The 15,526-nt window shown below is 49.0% G+C and carries 15 protein-coding genes; 8 read left to right on the top strand and 7 right to left on the bottom strand.

Annotation, left to right across the window (positions count from 1 at the left end):
- The 3 genes from tsaD to K384_RS02955 are packed head-to-tail and all read left to right on the top strand — an operon-like array spanning position 1 to position 2,891.
- Positions 1-1,008, top strand: a complete 1,008-nt coding sequence (gene tsaD / locus K384_RS02945) for a tRNA (adenosine(37)-N6)-threonylcarbamoyltransferase complex transferase subunit TsaD (RefSeq protein WP_038029223.1) — start codon at positions 1-3, stop codon at positions 1,006-1,008.
- Positions 1,009-1,038: 30 nt separating this feature from the next.
- A complete protein-coding gene (locus K384_RS02950) occupies positions 1,039-2,001 on the top strand; it encodes an AAA family ATPase (RefSeq protein ID WP_038029225.1) in 963 nt (320 codons plus the stop codon).
- A gap of 23 nt (positions 2,002-2,024) precedes the next feature.
- Positions 2,025-2,891, top strand: coding sequence for an MBL fold metallo-hydrolase (locus K384_RS02955; RefSeq protein WP_084147094.1), 867 nt, complete (start codon positions 2,025-2,027; stop codon positions 2,889-2,891).
- On the opposite strand, the gene K384_RS02960 is transcribed toward K384_RS02955, so the two are convergent.
- The 3 genes from K384_RS02960 to K384_RS02970 all read right to left on the bottom strand — a co-directional run bounded on the left by K384_RS02960 (position 2,881) and on the right by K384_RS02970 (position 4,303).
- Positions 2,881-3,273, bottom strand: coding sequence for a DUF1987 domain-containing protein (locus K384_RS02960; protein ID WP_038029228.1), 393 nt, complete (start codon positions 3,271-3,273; stop codon positions 2,881-2,883). The two genes, K384_RS02955 and K384_RS02960, sit on opposite strands and share 11 nt — an antisense overlap.
- 43 nt (positions 3,274-3,316) lie before the next feature.
- On the bottom strand, positions 3,317-3,850 hold the full coding sequence (locus K384_RS02965; protein WP_157630031.1) for a SiaB family protein kinase: 534 nt from the start codon (positions 3,848-3,850) through the stop codon (positions 3,317-3,319).
- A gap of 123 nt (positions 3,851-3,973) precedes the next feature.
- Entirely contained in the window at positions 3,974-4,303 is a 330-nt protein-coding gene (locus K384_RS02970; protein WP_038029231.1) for a 2Fe-2S iron-sulfur cluster-binding protein, read from the bottom strand.
- Between the two features lie 49 nt (positions 4,304-4,352).
- On the opposite strand from K384_RS02970, the gene K384_RS02975 reads away from it, so the two are divergent.
- A complete protein-coding gene (locus K384_RS02975; protein ID WP_038029232.1) occupies positions 4,353-5,489 on the top strand; it encodes a hypothetical protein in 1,137 nt (378 codons plus the stop codon).
- Positions 5,490-5,600: 111 nt separating this feature from the next.
- On the opposite strand, the gene K384_RS02980 is transcribed toward K384_RS02975, so the two are convergent.
- Positions 5,601-6,518, bottom strand: coding sequence for a DUF6607 family protein (locus tag K384_RS02980; protein WP_051633066.1), 918 nt, complete (start codon positions 6,516-6,518; stop codon positions 5,601-5,603).
- 158 nt (positions 6,519-6,676) lie between these two features.
- On the opposite strand from K384_RS02980, the gene K384_RS02985 reads away from it, so the two are divergent.
- The 4 genes from K384_RS02985 to yidD all read left to right on the top strand — a co-directional run bounded on the left by K384_RS02985 (position 6,677) and on the right by yidD (position 10,408).
- Positions 6,677-8,755 carry a TonB-dependent receptor plug domain-containing protein gene (locus K384_RS02985; protein WP_038029234.1) on the top strand — a complete coding sequence of 693 codons (2,079 nt, stop codon included), beginning with the start codon at positions 6,677-6,679 and terminating at the stop codon, positions 8,753-8,755.
- A gap of 6 nt (positions 8,756-8,761) precedes the next feature.
- Positions 8,762-9,250, top strand: coding sequence for a DoxX family membrane protein (locus K384_RS02990; protein ID WP_051633067.1), 489 nt, complete (start codon positions 8,762-8,764; stop codon positions 9,248-9,250).
- Positions 9,251-9,299: 49 nt separating this feature from the next.
- Entirely contained in the window at positions 9,300-9,938 is a 639-nt protein-coding gene (locus K384_RS02995; protein ID WP_051633068.1) for an HmuY family protein, read from the top strand.
- Between the two features lie 230 nt (positions 9,939-10,168).
- Positions 10,169-10,408: a membrane protein insertion efficiency factor YidD gene (yidD, locus tag K384_RS03000; protein WP_038029235.1), complete on the top strand. Its 240-nt coding sequence runs from the start codon at positions 10,169-10,171 to the stop codon at positions 10,406-10,408.
- Here yidD and K384_RS03005 read toward each other — a convergent pair.
- From K384_RS03005 to K384_RS03015, 3 genes are all read right to left on the bottom strand, one after another.
- Positions 10,405-10,974, bottom strand: coding sequence for a hypothetical protein (locus tag K384_RS03005; protein WP_038029236.1), 570 nt, complete (start codon positions 10,972-10,974; stop codon positions 10,405-10,407). The two genes, yidD and K384_RS03005, sit on opposite strands and share 4 nt — an antisense overlap.
- Before the next feature lie 162 nt (positions 10,975-11,136).
- Positions 11,137-14,388, bottom strand: a complete 3,252-nt coding sequence (locus tag K384_RS03010; protein WP_038029238.1) for a hypothetical protein — start codon at positions 14,386-14,388, stop codon at positions 11,137-11,139.
- A complete protein-coding gene (locus K384_RS03015) occupies positions 14,385-15,446 on the bottom strand; it encodes an NAD(P)/FAD-dependent oxidoreductase (protein WP_038029239.1) in 1,062 nt (353 codons plus the stop codon). The genes K384_RS03010 and K384_RS03015 overlap by 4 nt, the downstream gene beginning before the upstream one ends.
- Between the last annotated feature and the right edge of the window lie 80 nt (positions 15,447-15,526).

The following is a 15,526-nucleotide window of genomic DNA, read 5'->3' on the forward strand; positions in this document are numbered from 1 at the left end:
ATGCAGGTTACGATTTTAGCCATTGAGTCTTCTTGCGACGATACATCGGCAGCCGTGATTCAAGATAGCAAAATTCGTTCAAATATAGTTGCCAATCAAGAGGTTCATAAAGAATATGGGGGCGTGGTGCCCGAGCTGGCTTCGCGTGCCCATCAGCAGCATATTATACCGGTGGTGGACAAGGCGCTGAAAGTAGCCGGCGTGCGTCCCGAAGAGCTGACAGCCATTGCCTGTACGCGTGGACCGGGCTTGCTGGGCTCTTTGTTGGTGGGCGTTTCTTTTGCCAAAGCCATGGCTTTGGCGCTGAACATACCGCTGATAGACGTGCACCACATGAAAGCCCATATTTTGGCACATTTTATTGAACCACCGGTCCCTTCTTTCCCTTTTTTGTGTTTGACGGTAAGCGGTGGGCACACACAGCTGGTGCGTGTAGATGCCCCCTTGCAGATGACCGTTTTGGGCGAAACGCTCGATGATGCGGTGGGTGAGGCCTTCGACAAAACAGCCAAGCTGCTGGGCTTGCCCTATCCGGGTGGTCCTTTGATTGACCGTTATGCCAAAGAAGGCAATCCGCATGCTTTCACCTTTCCAATGCCACAGGTGGAAGGGCTGCATTTCTCTTTTAGCGGATTGAAGACTTCTATTCTCAACTTTCTTCAAAAGCACACGCGTGCAGACAAGCATTTTGTAGAAAAGCACCTGCCTGACATCTGCGCCAGTGTGCAGCATACTTTCGTGCAAGTGTTGCTTCAGAAGTTGGAGCAGGCAGTCGTGCAAACCGGTATTACGGAGGTGGCTATTGCCGGCGGTGTGTCTGCCAACAGCGCTTTGCGGGCTGCTTTGCAACAAAAAGCAGAGCAGGCAGGATGGCGCGTGTTTATTCCGGCCATGCAGTATTGTACCGACAACGCCGCCATGATTGCCATGGCTGCTCATTTCCAATATTTGGAAGGTGACTTTGCTTCTTTGCAAATGCATGCCACGGCGCGCTGGAGCATTTCTTAAAGACAGTACGAACGCCTAAGAAACATCCATATGAACCCGGAGGAGTATTACGAAAAGATAGATCAGCTGTACGAAGAAGTGGGAAAGGTAATCGTAGGGCAGCGTTTGCTGATTAACCGTTTGTTGATTGGTATTTTTACCGGTGGGCACATTTTGCTGGAGGGAAGTCCCGGGCTTGCCAAAACCAAAACGGTCAGTGTGCTGGCAGCCACTTTGCGCTTACGTTTTCAGCGTATTCAGTTTACGCCCGACCTGCTGCCGGCTGATATCATCGGCACGATGGTGTACAACCAAAAAGAAGCACAATTTTTTGTGCGCAAAGGTCCCATTTTTGCCAATGTGATTCTGGCTGATGAAATCAACCGTGCACCGGCAAAGGTGCAGTCGGCTCTGCTCGAAGCCATGCAAGAGAAGCAAGTGACCATTGGCGAAGAGTCTTTCCCTTTGGAGCGCCCTTTCTTTGTGTTGGCTACACAAAACCCCATAGAGCACGAAGGAACTTATCCCTTGCCCGAAGCGCAGCTTGACCGCTTCATGATGCGTGTGCAGGTAGGCTATTTGTCGAAGGAAGAAGAGTTGGAAGTGATGCGCCGCATGGCCTCTTTCCGCCGCTTGCCTGAGCCGCAAAGTATTTTAACTCCCGGCGATATTTTTACCATCCGCGAGTTATTGAATGAAGTGACACTCTCCGAAAGCCTGGAGCGTTATATTGTTGAGCTCGTTTTTGCCACGCGCTATCCCAAAGATTACAAGATAGAAGAGGGGCGCTATATAGAATACGGCGCATCGCCACGCGCTACCATTGCACTCAATATGGCGGCACGTGCCTATGCTTTTTTGCAAAAGCGTAATTTTGTGCTGCCCGATGACATTAAGGCGGTGGCACCCGACGTGCTGAATCACCGTTTGATTTTGAACTATGAAGCGGAGGCCGACCGTGTGTCCGCTTATGATGTCATCCGGGCTATCTTAAGCCATGTGCCTATTTCATAACATAAAGAGTAAAGAGGGAAAATATGAGTGTTCTATCGTTGGTTGGGAAGCAGTTTGTAAAGAAGAAAGCACACGAAGAAGTAGCTATCTATGAGTTCGGATTCAGCCTCATTGGACCGCCTTTTCTGACGGTCCATCTGTTTTATGTCGATGGCGTGCTCATAGACACAGCGCAAAGCAACGCAGAGCGTCTGGTATTGCGCACTTTGCGCCCTTACCATATAGAACAAGTATTGCTGACCCATTGGCACGAAGACCACACGGGCAATTTGGTAGCCATTTATAAGCAGCATCGTCCGCAGGCGATATATGCCCATCCGCTCACTGCCCGTATCGTGCGCAAAGGCTTTTCCATTTTGCCTTACGAATATTTGATGCTGGGCAATACCACGCCCTTTAAAAAAGAAATATTGCCCTTGCCTGATAAGATACAATCGCGCCGCCTGACTTTTGTGCCGGTTTATACGCCCGGCCACAGCGAGGACCATACGGCTTACTATGTGCCGGAGCGGGGATGGCTGTTCTCAGGTGACCTGTTTGTGGCGGAACAAATTAAATTTTTTAGACATAGCGAAGACATTGCCCTGCAGATAGAATCTTTACGGAAAGTCGCCCGCCTGGACTTCGATACTTTGTTCTGTGCGCACAACCCCCGCCTCACAGACGGAAAAGAAGCTGTTTTGCACAAGCTGCAATACCTGGAAGATTTTTACGGAAAAGTGGCCGCTTGGTATCATCAGGGGTTGGACGAAAAAGAAATCATGAGACGGTTGCCGCTCGAAGAAAGCACTTTTATCCGCCTCATGACTTTTGGTGATGTAGGGCTGGTTTATATGATTCGTTCGGTGATCCGGAACGAACGACAAAAAAAGAACAGAATTAGCGTGTAGAGAGCTGTGTAGGTATTAGTTCAAAGTCAAGGTTGATAATGTCGCGAAAGTCGTGCCCTGCCTCTTCCATGTCTTCATCTTTTTCATCGTAATACCATTTTACGAAAACTGCTTTGCCGGTATCTTTGTGGATTTTTTCCAGTTTCTTTAAAATATCGAGGATGAACTTGGAAGAACTGGTGTTGAAGTACTCAAGCTTGAGTACCATGTTGAATGTCAGTATTTCAGATTGGGCAGCTTCATCCAGCCAATCCAAAATAGGCTGGTAAAAGTCGGCAGAGTTTTCAGGGATGGAACGTCCGGCTATTTCCAAAACGCCGGTGCGCGCATCGAAATAAACTTTAGGAGTGCGGTTGGTAGGTTCAATATTCAGGTTTTCCATAGGTTGTTTCCATAAATAGGGTTTTGAAACAAGAACAGCAAAATTAGGCAACTTGCTCCAAAACTTTCACTTTTAATGTAAAAAAAACACTTTTCCCGTTTAAAGGTTCAAAGTTGCATTCCAGCTTAGAGCCCGAACGACGCACAATGTCTATAAAGCCTAAGCCTGCCCCTTTGTCGGGCATGAAGCGGGCACGCTGCCACGCCTGCAAATATAGTGCATCCAGGTCATTTTTCGACAAGCTGTTGATTCTTTCTATCTGATCTTTGATGCGCGCTATTTTCATACGGCTGACGGGGTTGGCCGTCTCAATCAAATAACCGTCATCGGTGCGTGACAGGCTGATTTTATGATGGACTACTTTGCCCCCCTCAAGATGATGCAGACTGTTGCGGTAGGCATGCAAATAAACATTTTGCAAACACTCGACAAAAATAGAAAAGGTGCGTTTCCGTATTTTCTTATTGGGTTCAATTTCTAAAAGCTTGTTTTCAACCGCTTCCAGTATTTGATCGATGGTTTCTTCATTGATTTGTCCCTCAAAATAAAGTAGAGACTGATGGTTCGTAGCTGTCATGGATGCGCCCTTCATAATTCCTGATTCAAAATATTTATGCTGTTTTTTTTACGTAACAGCTTGTTTGGTGGTTGATTGTTTGTAAGCAATTTAAAAAAAAATCTAAAATTCCAAATAAAACTGCTATTTCGGTAGGGAGTAGTGTACATGAGGAAGCCGGCACTCTTTAGGAACGCGCACCTTCAAGCAGCCGTCAAGTAGCCTGCTTTGGCAGGCAAGCCTTTCTTGTGGACGCAGGCGCCCCTGTTCCATAAAACGCAGCTCTTGTGGGCTCGGGGGGGTGAGGTGTTCGCCACCTTCCACTACCTGCATCTTGCAGCCCGTACAGCGTCCTTTGCCGCCGCAAGGGTGCATCCAGTCGATGAAGGCTGCTTGTATGTTTTGCAACAGCGTGCGCTCTTTTTGCGTTTCTATGCTTAAATCATGTAAGTTTTCAATCACCAACTTTGGCATGAAATTGCTATCTTTAAAAAGAACTTTATTTTAGAACCTGAACAAAGTTATGAGTGAGGAGCGTGTAAAACAACTACAGCCCTATTGGGAAGCATGGGCAACGTCTTTCATACAAAACGTTTATAGTCAAAAAGAGTATGTGCGGGGTGAGGACCTGCTGCATCTTACGCCCATAGAAGGGCTCAACAAGCTGCTCATTAAGCAGTTGTTCGACGAATGGCGCCAAGCCATAGAGCAGAGCAAGAGTCCCTATTTTGATTACGAGCATCCGAAAGTAAAAGCTGCGTTGCAAGAATATGCCAACGTTTTGTCTTACCACATAAAGATAGACGCCGAAGCCATGCGGCAGTTGCTGGGGCGCACCTTGAAACTGTATGCCATGCTTCTGTTTTCGCCCTATCATTTTTTTGTACATTTCTTTGAGCACAACCCCATGCCCATATTGGGCATAGAAGAGCTGAAAAAGCAGCTGAAGTATATTAAACATTATGATTTTTTGCTGCGCACACTCATTGAACGCATGGAGCAACAACGCATGCAGGCACTGCCGCCTATTGCGCTTTTAGGTTTGTTTAAAGTCGTTTACGAGCAGCTGGGCAGCCAGTTGAGTTTGGACAATGAAGCCATAGAAGCTTTCTTGGCTCTGATTGGCTATGCGGCTGAGCAGCATAGCCGGGAAGGGAAAGAAAAAGCAATGGATTTGCCGGCGGAGGAGATGCAGGCGCCCCCCGTTTCCACAGAAACCAATGGGCGCCCGCTTGAAGCTGCCACGAAGGTACAGCCGGAAGAAGAAAAGAATGGCACCAAAGAGGAAGTATTACTTCCGGAGACAAACCGGCCTGTGGAACAGGCAGAAGACATAGCGGATGATGATGAGGAGGAATATTATGGGGGCTTGAACGAGCGTTTCAAACAGGCAGTACCGCGTAATATCAGTCTGAAGTTGCCCCAAACAGAAAGCCGCAGCCTGCGCGATGCCATCAGCTTGCACGAGCGTTTTATGTTTGTTGAGCAGCTGTTTGCCGGCAGTCATCATGCTTATCATCAGTTTATTCAAGAGATGGAAAAAGTACACGGTTTGGAGCAGGCCATGCAGGTCTTTCAACGCTATTGTAGGGAGCAAAATTGGAAACCATCAGAAGCACTGGATGCCCTCGAAGCGGCAATCAAACGGGTCTTTGGGTGAGCACTGTCCTTGGCAAGTTGTGTTCCTCAAATAAAACAAAAAGACGGACAAAGGAAACCCCTGTCCGTCTTTGCTATTTAAGAATGAACGTTGGCAGAGTTCATCAAGTGTTTAGAGCGGTTTTACAACTGCAAGAATGAGGTTGTTCACACGCTGACGGGCAGTGTCAAAGTCTATTTCACCGACAGTGTATGCTTTCTCTATCTCGAAAAAGTGTTTATATAAGGGCTCTTCTTGATAGGTGGTCGCGATTTCGAAAGCCGTTTGTCCAGCCAGGTATTTATGCCAGCTCTGACGCACCATCTTCCAGTAGTCTTCGTGCTTTTGCCACCACTCTTGCGCAAGGCGGCAGCGCTCATCTGCTACTTTTTTGTATTCGTTCCACCCTTTTTCTTGGGCAATGAGGCGGTCACCGGCTTCGGTGCGCAAAATTTTGTCATTGTCTTGTTCGTGCACCCAGCCGTAGGGGGTGATTTCGTGGCGGTTGCGCCGCAACATGATGTTGTAATCCTTGCGTTTGGTGAACTCGCGGCGTGGAAGGGGTGAGTAAGCGCTGCTTTCCCAATAGTGGCGCCCGTCGGCGTGCACCCAGCTGGCAATGCCTGCGTAGCGGGGGCTGTCATCTACTTGTGCCACCAGCTGCACCCATTGTCCTTTGAGTGGTTTTATGTTTTGCTTGCGGAATCGCCGTGCCCCCTCATAGGCGATGAGTGAGGAAGGCTCGTAGAGCCAGTCTTGCCGCCAATGCTTGACAATGATGCTGTCGTTGACAATAAGTAGATGCTGAAGTACTACCTTGCCTTTGCTCTCTTCTATGACCTGCACCCATTCCAACCCGCCACTCTGATAGTTGTCGTGGAAGCGGTAGTCTTTGTCGGGCGAGAAGGTCTCGGCAAAGTTGAAACTTACTTCATAACAACCACACATGCTTTTGATGGCTTCGATGTCTTTCTTTGCTTGTGCGTGCACGTGGCTGCCATACAGTATGCCGGCAGCTATCAAGGATGTTTGTAGCCATGATTTTAACATACGCTTTCCGTTTTTTGGTTGGTTTACATCGGCAAATTTATATTTATTTAGACTTAATACAAATAATTTTTAAATTTTATTTGGACTGAATAAAAATAAGATTTATGTTTGCAACATCAATCACGACACAAACATCACTCAATTGACTGTATTGCAAGATGAAAGAAAGATTGTTACTATGGATATCGGGCGTGGCAGTAGTCGCGCATGTTACGCAAGCGCAGCAGCTCGATTCCCTCATGCAAGAATATGAGCTGCAAGAAGTGGTGGTTTCTGCCAGTCGCTTGCAGCGGGAACTGCACACCGTATCGGTACCCATACATACTATAGATGCAGAAGACATCCGCCGTGCGGGCTATTTGCGCTTGCAAGATGCCCTGCAAGAGCAAACCGGCTTGCAGCTTGTTTATGACCACGGCACGGGGCTGCAAATGCAAGGCTTGGATGCCGACTATACGCTGATTATGATAGACGGCGAGCCTTTGATTGGGCGTACTGCCGGCACCTTTGACCTCTCGCGCTTGAATATCACGGATATCAAACGCATAGAAATCATGCGTGGACCTTCATCGGCGATTTATGGTTCTGAGGCACTGGCGGGTGTCATTAACATTATCACGGAAGAAGATGAAGAGCAGCCTTGGCGACTATCGGGCATGGCTCGTTACGGCAGTCGAAATACAAGCAATTTTCAGCTGAAAGCTACCACTACATCCGGCAAGCTGCACACTTCATGGTCTGCCAACTACTATGGAAGCCAAGGTTACGACTACACGCCGGATACTTATGGGCAAACTGCTTCGCCTTTTGTGAACTACACCCTCAGGGGGGGAGTGGCTTATGACCCTTCGCCGGCATGGCGTGTGCACGCGCGGGCACGTCTTTACGAAGATTTTGTAAAAGACGCTTACGAGTCCGCCGGAGAGCGGTTCGATGGCAAAGGATATGTGGCAGATAAAAATGTATATGCAGCCATAGAGTGGATGCCTACCGGGCGTGCCTTCTGGCAATTAAGAAATTATTTTACTACTTACCACACAGCCGCCTCTTACTGGCAGAAAGACAGCGGGGAGGAGATAGACCATTCCTTCTTCCGGCAGTTGTACTGGCGTCCCGAATTGTTTACCGAACACGACTTAGGGCAAGGGCACACTCTTTCGGGTGGTGTGGGCACCAACCGTGAGCTGGTAAGTGCCACGCGTTATGAGGGAACCCGCCGCATGCATAACCTCTACGCCTATGTACAACACGAGTGGAGCCGGGCAGAGCGTTGGCATATGCATACCGGCGCCCGCTTTGACCAACACAGCATTTACGGTGCGCAGCTGTCGCCCAAGTGGGGGATTCGCTACAACCAAGACCGCTGGAGCCTGCGCATGTCTGTAGGGCGGGGCTACAAGGCACCGGACTTCCGGCAATTGTATTTGAACTTTACGAATAATGCCGCGGGCTATACGGTGCTGGGCACCGAAGAGGTGCGCCAAGGAATGGAGCAACTATTGACACAAGGTCTGATTGCTGAAATACTGATACCACCCGCAGAGGTCGCAAGCCTGAAGCCCGAGCGCTCTTGGGCATTGAATATAGGAGGCGAATGGAGACCCCTGCAAAATATGAAAGTGGATGTGAACCTCTTCCGGAACATCCTGCAAGACATGATAGACACGCAGCCTGTGGCAAGAAAAAACAATGGGCAGTTTGTGTACAGCTACCGCAATTTGCACGAGGTAATTACACAAGGCGTGGAACTCAATGTTGAGTATAAACCAAGCCCTTATTGGCGCCTGAGTGCGGGTTATCAATATCTCGATGCCTTTGAGCCTTCGGTAAAGGAGCGTATTCGTGCCGGCGAGATATATAAGCGTGATGCCCAAACGCTGGCTTCACGGCGGGTAAAACTTGAAGAGTATGGTGGTTTATTCAATCGTTCGCGACATAGTGCCAACTTCAAAGCGTTCTACACCCATTCCAAGTGGGAGGCTACCATGCGTTTGATTTACCGCGGGCGCTACGGATGGGGCGATGCCAACGGAAATTTGATTTTAGATGACGCATCGGAGTATGTAGATGGCTACTTATTGTGCAATGTAAGCGCCGCCTGCCACCTGCGACACTACACCCTGCAAGCCGGCGTGGACAATCTTACAGATTTTCGCAACGAAACTTTTATTCCGGCTCTCCCCCCGCGTACCTTGTGGCTTAGCTTTCAATTCAATTTTTCCACCAATAAAAAGTAGTTCACTATGTTGAAACAACGTTTCGATTTGCCCACACTCTTACTGTGGGGCGTGCGGTTTGCCCTCGGTGCCCTGATGATTTGGGGCGGGCTACATAAGTTTGAAGCTCAACCCGCTGCGCACGAGGCTTTGCAACGCATCATAGAAGTAAGCCAAAAGCATCCGGAGAAAACTTCTTTGATGTTGTATATCTACGGCATGAAGTCAAGCGGCTTTGCCTGGCAGCTCTTGGGGCTGGCTGAACTAATAGGAGGTATCCTGCTTTGTTTGCAAGGTACCGCTTTGCTGGGGGCTGCCGTGCTCTTACCCGTTACCTTGCACATCTTTTTGTTTCACCTGTTCCTGGAGGCAGACGAGCCGGGCGAAGTGGTGATGTCCGGGCTTTATTTCTTGGCAAACTTGCTGCTCATAGGGGTGCATTACAAGCAGTGGAAACACTTGCTCTGGATAAAGCCTTGGAAATCAATAGATGAAAAGCAGGAGGTGCAGCTTTAAGGTTTTCAATTTCAACAAAAAAATAAACGTAAAAAAAAACGTAAGCACTATGATTAAAAACATCACCAAAATTGTATGGATTGTGGCAGTTGTCGCAGTACTAACTGCGTGTAAAAAAGACGATGACCCGGCACCCGTGAGCAAGCCGGAGGCGAAAACCATCACCAATTTGCATGCCCCCAACGACGTGATAGATTATCAAACAGGGCAGGTGGTAGAGGAGAAGCCCTTTGTGAAGTTCTCTTTTGCCAAAGGGCAAGCCGTTGCCGACGGTGAAGCATGGGACATCGCTTTCAAGGGAACTACCATTATCGTGAATGGTGGCAGCACCACCTTGGACGAAGTGGCAAGAGACGGTCAAGCGGCTGCCGCTGTATTGACCGCCGTCTTTGATGAGGTGGGCACAGTGCCCGCTTCCACAGAATGGAAGCAGGACAGCGACGAAGGCTATGCCATCCCTAAAGGAAGCGGCAATGGCTGGTACAACTACAACCCCCAAACCCATGTGATTAGTCCCATTCCCGGGCGTGTGTTGTTGTTCCGGGATGCCGCAGGTAAAGGATATGCCAAAGTAGAGATTTTGAGCTACTACAAAGACGCACCTGCCAGCCCGGACCCTTATCAAAACGAATCGGCTTACTACACGTTCAGATATGTGTATCAGCCTGAAGGGTTACAGTTTGAATAAGGCTTAATGATGAAGAAGTAAATACAAAAGGGGCAGCTCTTTGGGCTGCTCTTTTTTGTTTTGTTGTTGCTTATACTTTCTGCCGGGTGTTGTTGGTTTCGCTTCCCCGCTTATGTCGTTTATACCACACGAATTCTGAAATATGCGTCTTGTTTGCCATTTTTTTGGAAAGAATATGCAATGTATATTCAACGTTTGATGTTTCCCTTCAAACAAGCAACTTAATAATTATGCGCACACTGTTAATAGGAGTAGTCCGTTTCTATCAAGTGGCTATTTCGCCTTGGTTCCCGGCGGCATGCCGCTACACCCCCACCTGCTCACAGTATATGATAGAGGCAATTCAAAAGCACGGCGCATGGCGTGGCATGTGGCTTGGTTTGAAGCGCATCGGGCGCTGCCATCCTTGGGGCGGACACGGCTACGACCCTGTGCCCGAAAAAGAAGAGCTTGAAAAGCCAAAGCCTTAAAAATTTTGAATAGAGCGCCGGCTGTTGTCATCGATATAAAAGAGGATATCGGCGGTAGTGCTGTCGTGCTGACCATTGCCCAGCAAATCCCGGCGCATGGCTACGGTGAGTTTTGCCAATTCGCTGGATAGCTTGTCTGCTTCCGGCGCATCAATATTCCGGTCTGCGAAAACAGAGGCTACATTGCGCAAAAAGTCATTGTAGGCTTTAAGCACCGGCAGCGAAGCCACAATGGCCAGCTTGTGCGTGATAAACTCCAGGTGCTTGAGGTCCTGCGTGGAAAGCTCGGCTTTGGTGGAATAGCTTTCCAGTGTATGGATAATGTCTTTATAGACTTCCGACTTCAAGTCGAGATATTTTGCCTGCTGCTCTTTGGACAACTCCAGTTCGGTTTGCTTGTTGAGAAGCAAGGCGGTGATGGCAACCGTCGCCAAGGTGCCTAATACGATGAGTATAAATTCTTTTAAAAAATCACTCTGCAGCTGTTCATAACCATAGCGCAGAAACAAATATCCTGAAACAAAGATGGCAAGGTTCAGCAGGTAGTACCGTACGGAAGAGCCCATAAACAATTTTTTTTTAACAGTAGGACGATGCGGCTACAAAAATAAAAAATGAGAGGCGAGACAGCACACTGCCCGGCGGCTTTGCGCTATGAGGTACATAAGCAAAATGCGCCGGCTGCTGTTGTTCCGACGCATATGAATGAACTTATTATTGAGCATGGCTTAGAAATCATAGCCAAGTGTGAAGTAGTAGCGTGGCTTTTCCGATACAATGAAGTCTTCTACGCTCCAGGCAGCATCTACCTTCAGATAATAGCCCAACAGATAGGTACGCACACCCCATCCAAAGCCCATGAGGTAGGGGTTTTTGTAATTGCGTACAATGACTTCAAATGTCTGCCCGTCGCGGACAACATAGGTGTTGATGTCGTTGTTGCGTTCCCATGGTCCCTTGTCGTTCCATGTGGCGCCGGCGTCGTAGAAGCCTACAAACTGCAGGTTACGGAAGAACTTGGACTTGACCGTTTCGCGGAATATGTATTTTACCAGCGGCAAGCGCAGCTCGGCATTGAATACGAAGAACTGCCTGCCGGAAGCGGCATTATAATCGAAGCCGCGCAGGTTGGTGGCAAACTCATGAAACAGCAAATCGGAATTGCCTATGCCAGGCTCCACACTCAGCGGGTTATCGCCCAAGCTGCCCCCGCCGGTTTGTGCGCCCATCCAGTTATCCATGCCGCCCAGCATGAAACGCTTGGGCGACTTCCCACCAAAACGCCCGTAGGCAAAGCGGGTAGCCAGCACAATCTCACGGTCAAGCGACTGATAATGCCGCAGGTCAACAAACAGCTTGTCGAAGCTCTTGTCTATGTTGCCCCCCATGCCCAGGTTTTGCTCATAGCTAACAATGGCCCGGCTGCCTTGCAGCATGTTCATGCCGGAGGAAACGGTGTTGTCCAGCACGAGCTGCCCCTTCCAGTGCACATACTCATCGCGTATATCCGGATTAGACAACACACCTATGTCGGTGAAGCGGGTATCCATGTAGCCGGCAAATCCTTCAATGCGCAGGGCATTGGTGAAAGGCAGCGCTATACGCCCTACAATTCTGTTGGAAGAATAACGGTGAATTAAATCACTGTTCGATATAAAAATGCTTTTGCGGTCGTAGCGGGCGCCTACATCGATGCGCTTGGCTAAGTAGTTATATTCGGCAAAGTAGTTGCTGCTTTTCAGGTCGGTGATGCCCAATATACCTGCGTGAAAGTTGTGGTTTTCGAGCATGTCGGCGAGGCGCACTTCAAACAACAATCCAAATCCACGCAAGGGGTCTATGAGGGGGGCCGTTACGGTTTGCTCTGCCGTGAAGCGTGGTTCATAAGGAAACACCCCTTTGATGCTAATGTCTTTTTTGGAAGTTTGCGCCTTTTTTATCAGGCGGCTGATTTGGTTTTGATTGTTTTGCCGGTTATTCTGCTTGAACTCTTTGACAATGTCAGGATCGAACACATAGTTGTCGAATGACCAGTTTTCAGGATCGTAGGGCGGGAGCACTTCTTCTGCCTGCCGGCTGCTGTCGGCTGCTTCCGGTTCTGCCGGCGGCAAAGGACGCTCTTCGGCACGGTACCCCTTGCTGCGCAACAATTGCAGACGATAAGTGTCGGGACCAACTTGTTTGGGGGTGAGTTCCGCATTGCGGTCCAATACCAGGCGTTCTTTAAGCTTGCGGCTGCCGAAATAGCGGATGGCAAGGTCGCCTTGAGCTACGCTGAAAGCCCGCAGGTCGTGCAGGCTGTTGGTCAATACTTCCTGCTTGCCGTTCTGCAGATTGAGGCGATACAGGTTGTTGATGCCGTTTTCGTTGCTCAGATAATAGACCCACTGCAAGTCGTGGCATTCGGGCTGCGTTTCCTGTGCATTGGAAAAGGTGAGTTGGGTGAGCAGTTCTTCCGATATTTTGGGGTTGTAGAGATACAGGTTGTAGTCGTCGTGAAGGTCTTTGTAGGTGGCGGGGGGCAGATTCAGTGTGTCGTTGGGGCGGTTCGATGAAAAAATAATGATGTCGTTGGAATTGCCCACAAATACCGGGTCCTTGTCGTCGTAGAGGTCACTGGGCGTTACTTTTTTCAAAAATTGCTCTTGGGTGTCATAAATATAAACGTCATTGACCCCCGACTCGATGTTGGCCACCCCGCGCCGGTCTGCACTGATGGCAAAGTGGGTGGCATCGGCAGAAATATCGAAACCCACAATTTGATTGAAAAACTCGAACGTTTGTGCATATACCGGCTTCTTTTTTCGGCGCTTGTCCAGATGAAACACTTCCACGCGCGATTTGCCTTTTTTCATGAAGGCAACGCCCAGCTTGTGGTTGTCGGACCAGGCAATGAGCGGTATTTGCTTGTTGAATCGTTGGGTATAGACTTGAAAGCCCCCCCGCATGATGACTTTTTTTCGTTTGCGGCGCAGGTCGCGTACTACTACCTTGTAGCACCCCCGTTTGTTGAGTGTATAGGCTATGTAGCGCCCGTCGGGGCTGATTTTCACTTGGTGGAAGGTGAATTGGTTATTACGGTTGCCATGAAGCACTTTGTCGTACTTCACGGCTTCGTAGTTCTGTTGCGCTTCCCGGCTGATTTCGGTGTAAAAATCACGCCACTCTTTCACCAGTTGGCGGAAAGGTTTACCCAGCGTATTTTGAAATGCCAGCTCTTCGTCGCGGGTGATGCGTGTCAGGTTCAGGATGCTGGCTATATGGTGGGTACCATATTTCTGTGCCACAAAATTCCAAAACGACTGCCCCACCAAAGTAGCATCTTCACCGATGGTACGATTGGGATGCCGTATTTTGTTACTTCGGATGGCCGTGCGCATGTAATCGTCCATCTCTTGGCTCCAGCCGTAGGCTGCGTAAGCGCTCATGCCACTCAGATACCATTCGGGCAGGTTGAATATTTGAGCTGCCTGCAGCATTTCGCGGAAGCCGGTGCCGTACATCATCTCGTTGAGCAGCACGTGAGCAATGCCTTTCGATATTTCCAGTTTGAAGTCGTAGAGGCTGCCGGTAAAAGGCACTTCCACTATGGGGCGAATGAAGTTGGTTTGGCCGCCTACTGCCAGCAGTTCGGTGTTGAGCCCTACGTTGCTCTGCATGAGGTCGGTTACCGAGTTGTAGATGAAGAGGCGTATCTTTTGCGAGGGGCTGTAGCCAATGAGGTCGGCAATGCGGTTGAATTCTTCTTCCGCATAGAGGATGGCGAAGTCCGAAAGACGGCTACCGTATTCATAGTAATAAAACTCGAGATTGGGCGAGGTTTTGAAGCGCCATTCGTAGTCTTTGAACTGCACACGGTTTTTGCCAAAAGGGCGCTGTGTCATGCCCTCAATGAACTGTGCCCGGCCAAGCCGTGGTTGGCACAGCAAGAAAAAAGTAAATAAAGTCAATAGTAAATACAGGAGGTTTGTGCGCTTCATTGTTTTTTGAAATATTTAGCTATATCTACTTCTTCGTGCAAAGGTTTTCGATTTTCAATATACTCATAAAATTGTTGAGCAAAAAAGGGCGTAAGCGAAATTCCTTTGCTGCCCATGCCATTGAAGATGCCCAAAGCCGGATACTGCGGATGCAAGCCTACAAAAGGGCGGCGGGGGCGTGTGGCCGGGCGTATGCCTGCTTTTTGCCCTTTTACTTGAAACGGAATACTCAATAAATCTCGTGTTTTTTCAATCAGCTCTTGGCGTGCTTGTTGGGTGGGCACTTCATCGAGGGGCTTCCACTGATAAGTAGCAGCCACTTTGGCACGTGCTTCCCCGCGGAAAGGAATGACCGACACCCCTTGATTGACAATGAACGGCAGGGCTTCGGGCAATTCTATATCCAATATTTCACCCTTTACGCAGTTGAACGGCAGGTCTTTGAAAAAAGGATTGAAGCGCCCGTGTGCCCCTTCGCAAAAGATAAGATAGCGTGCCCGGTATGCTCCGTAGCGCACCCCCTTTTTATCGGGTAGTATTTCCACGCGGTCATAATCAAACACCTCTTCGCGCAGGGCTTTCCTTTGGTGGAGATAGGCGGCATAGCGGTCGAGCAGCAGGTTGGTGTCTATATAGCCGGCATGCAGCGTTTCCAACCCACCATAGGGGGCGGGTGTAAAACGCCGGTAGTGGGCATCGTCGGTGTCGGTACGAAGCCACTCTTTCAACTCACTGCTGCGCGCCATCCAATCGTTTTGTTCCTGCACACTGCGATAAGGGCGGTAAATGACCGTAGGATAGAAGAAGCGTATGCCCAAGGTTTTTTCCATTTCCGGATAAAAGCGGTGCAAAAAAGGAAACAGCTCTTGTGCCAACCATGTTTTTTTGAGCTGTTTGCCGGTGACCGGATTGAACAGCCCCGCTGCCACGCGCGTGGCAGCGCTGTGGTGTGGACTGCTGATGACCAACACACTTTTGCCTTTCCGGAGCAGCGTGTAAGAAAGCACCGTGCCGGCAATGCCCTGACCTACAATCAAAAAATCATATGTATCCTTCATGGCTTCCGTTTTGATTGGTGAAATTACAAATTTATTGTTCGTCTTTTAGTCACTTATTGCTATATTCAAAAACAAAACAA

Source organism: Thermonema rossianum DSM 10300, from assembly GCF_000426825.1.
GTDB lineage: Bacteria > Bacteroidota > Bacteroidia > Cytophagales > Thermonemataceae > Thermonema > Thermonema rossianum.